This window comes from Nostoc sp. CHAB 5836 (assembly GCF_020829445.1).
Classification (GTDB): Bacteria; Cyanobacteriota; Cyanobacteriia; order Cyanobacteriales; family Nostocaceae; genus Nostoc.
On record NZ_JAIVFV010000347.1, the window covers coordinates 1 to 2,999 of the forward strand.

At 41.9% G+C, this 2,999-nt stretch carries 3 protein-coding genes and 1 pseudogene; 1 reads left to right on the top strand and 3 read right to left on the bottom strand.

Features of this window, described 5'->3' with window-relative positions:
• Positions 1-499 (top strand): annotated as a pseudogene (locus tag LC605_RS32170) (abortive phage infection protein); the annotation flags it as partial.
• Between the two features lie 190 nt (positions 500-689).
• On the opposite strand, the gene LC605_RS32175 reads toward LC605_RS32170, so the two are convergent.
• The 3 genes from LC605_RS32175 to LC605_RS32185 all read right to left on the bottom strand — a co-directional run.
• Entirely contained in the window at positions 690-1,223 is a 534-nt protein-coding gene (locus LC605_RS32175) for a hypothetical protein (protein WP_229551426.1), read from the bottom strand.
• Positions 1,224-1,241: 18 nt separating this feature from the next.
• On the bottom strand, positions 1,242-1,871 hold the full coding sequence (locus tag LC605_RS32180) for a hypothetical protein (RefSeq protein WP_229551427.1): 630 nt from the start codon (positions 1,869-1,871) through the stop codon (positions 1,242-1,244).
• 1 nt (position 1,872) lies between these two features.
• On the bottom strand, positions 1,873-2,999 hold a 1,127-nt coding region (locus LC605_RS32185; protein WP_229551428.1), incomplete at its 5' end, for a hypothetical protein.

A 2,999-nucleotide genomic window follows, 5' to 3' on the forward strand; every position in this document is an offset into this window, starting at 1 on the left:
ACTACCTCTGCTTCCCAAAGCTCTGTGGATAGAGCAAAGACTGTATGAAATTATCCAAGAACATATCAGCAATCCCAGAAGAAAGGGCATCAACGACTTAGCATCAATTGATATACGTAAAACTACTCTGTTGCCAGATAGTAGGTATTCCTTTGGGTTTGGTGCGCCAACTGACTTGGCACTACCGATAGTTGCATCCTATCGCGTGTTTTTGGACAAAGACTATAAATGGATTCTGCCATTTGAGGAATTCGCTGAAGATTTTATTCAACAGCTTTGGACTAACTATTTCCGCAAATACTTGGTGTCGGAGAAAACAGCAGGGAATACAGTCGGCACAAAAATCAGTCGCAATCAAGAGATTTGGGAAAGTTTGTATATTTCAGCACAAAGTTATCTGAATCAGTACTTGATGCAAATGGTTAATTCCGATAATCTTGAAGAAGAAGCGAAAGTGACACAAGGGACAAAAAGGCGAGTGCAAGCAAGTAAGAAATAATAGTATAAGCTTTCTATGTGTGAGATCCATTTTGGATGGGCGATGGTGTGTTTACGTATTATTTCTAGCAGGTGATTGATGATATTTTAGTGTAATGAAATTGGGAAAAAGACAGATTCAATGGGCATTTCAGCACAGTAGCTTATGGATATAACCCATTACTGGTTTATCATCCATAAGCTATTGATGATTAGGAAGATTTTGCTAATCGTTGCCACCATTGCTGCAACATATCTTGTCCATGAACAGAAACTAAAGAAAGGCGAATGTATTCATTCCAGTCATTTAGATTGAGTCTGCCCCAGATATTGTAATCTGCATTTTCTGCACTTTTATCATAAAAAAAATCAGGATATGAGATTTCAGTGTGGGCTGGAATATTATACTTTGCAAGCGCTTGAAGCAATGATGTACTTTCAAGAAAACGTGTGATGCCGGCCATAAATGAGTAATCACCTGGATGGTGAGGATTTCCTGTTAAAAGGATTACCATGTGAGTGTACAAATGGGGTTCACTTATTAAAATATCAATATCGTCTAGAAGGGCTTGTGCTTGATTCTCTTCTAAAACATAATCTACCCATTTACAAGTTAGTTTGTTGTAATCCTTCTCTGTAGATGGCAACCAAAATGTTCCAATTACATTTTGAGGGTGATGTTCTACTATTGTTGCCATTGTAAAACCACAAGTAGTAACTCCGATATTAAAAACAGTACCATTCATGCTTTTGCTTTCAGTGGATTAATTTATCGGCTGAGAAAATAGACAACTCCACACCTGATTAGTCTGTTGACAGTAATTAAGCTCTCGCTTCATTTGGGATACTATAACAGAAAGCAAGGTGGCTGCAATAACCATAAGCATTGGATTAGCTTTGGCAACTCTAAACCACCATATAAAACTGCCTAAATCGAGGTTTGGTAATGAGAGTTTTGGCAACGAGAGGAACTGCACCAACCTTGAAGGAGCAATTCTATTTCCCGGCAACCATTCTTGTTCAGTATTGACAAAAACTACTTGTATCCGGGGGTTTTGTTCAACCATTGAAGCCGTCTTGAGTGCTGATGGTTGCGCTCGTGCATCAGGTGTAAGAAAACCCATCACCACAAGTTTATGTGTGTTGTTCAGACCATAAAGATTGAGTTGACCAACAGCTTGATAAATGGTGTCGCGGTCGAGGTATTTTTTTACCTCAACGATCGCTCCACCTTGCCAATTGGTGACAATATCGGCTCTGCCACCGTTGGCAGGAGCTTCAGTTCGGGTATGAAAACCACGTTCTGTTAGACGTTTGGCAAGATATTCTTGCAAATCGCGCTCTTGCCAGCGTTCGGGGAAACCAGCAGCATCAATGAATTGACTTGGTAACATATTAAGGGATTGTATCAAATCGATAAGCTTGAAACCTTTGATCCAACAAACCAGACTGGACAATGCCATCGCCACGACCTTGCAAGGATGTGACCGCCTCTCCCCGACGCATCAAAATCATGCGACCCGAAGTAGCATCCACACAACGAAAAGCAATTCGACAAGGTAAGTTGTCACGTAAATCAGGGGGTAAACCTTGGGGGTCTTCTTTACCGCGCTTGGCTCCACGCTGCAAGCCCACAACAACATGAATTTTTAGCCCCCGTCCCCGACGACCGACTTCACACAACTGTTGATCATAAGTTTTTCGCTGTGTATCATCTAACGGCACAGTCCCTTTATACTCATCAATAAACAATACCCAAGGTTGCTGCTGCTCTAATTGTGCTTTGGTCATTGAATTACGGCTCACGCACTCTAAAAAGTACTCACCGACAAATTCTTTTGTTTTGCCCATGTCGTTCATGGTAATTGTGGGGAACCTAGCAGGGAAATCCTCGTAATCACTGACCTTGCCACCACAGACATCGACCCGCGCACCTTGCATTAGTGAACAGTAAGCCGCAGCACGGAAGAAGTTAGACTTACCAGAGCCAGTAGTGCCGACGACCAACAATTGCGGGGTGTCTTCACTCGCCAAATCAATAATCACTTCCCCATCAAGGGATTGACCAAGAACTATCAGGCGTTCACCATGCTGCCAATGCCGTGTAGGAAAATCATAGTATGTGCGCTCTTGTGGAGAAAGTGGGATTTCCACAGCCATTTGTTCGGGGGCATAAATGTAGAAGGGCAAATCCTCTTTATCGCCAATTCCCAGTGCCAGTTTAGAAGCAGCTTTGAACTGAGGAATGGATTTGAAATTTTTAGTCAAGACTCTCCAAATCAATCTTTCGTAACTAGGAGCTTTATCAACACGAAGGCATTGGGTTTGAAGTCCGACAACAATTGCTGCCTTTCTCAATGCTTCAATTTTAGATGATTGCGCTTCTAGAATCACTGGGGTTGTAGTAGATGTAACATTGACGACATCAGGGTTTTTGAGTTGTTGATGGGCCAATTGTGCTTGCAGTTCTAGTTGCCTAGTGTTAAGTTGTGCTTGGAGTTTTGCTTGTTCTAACTGCATTT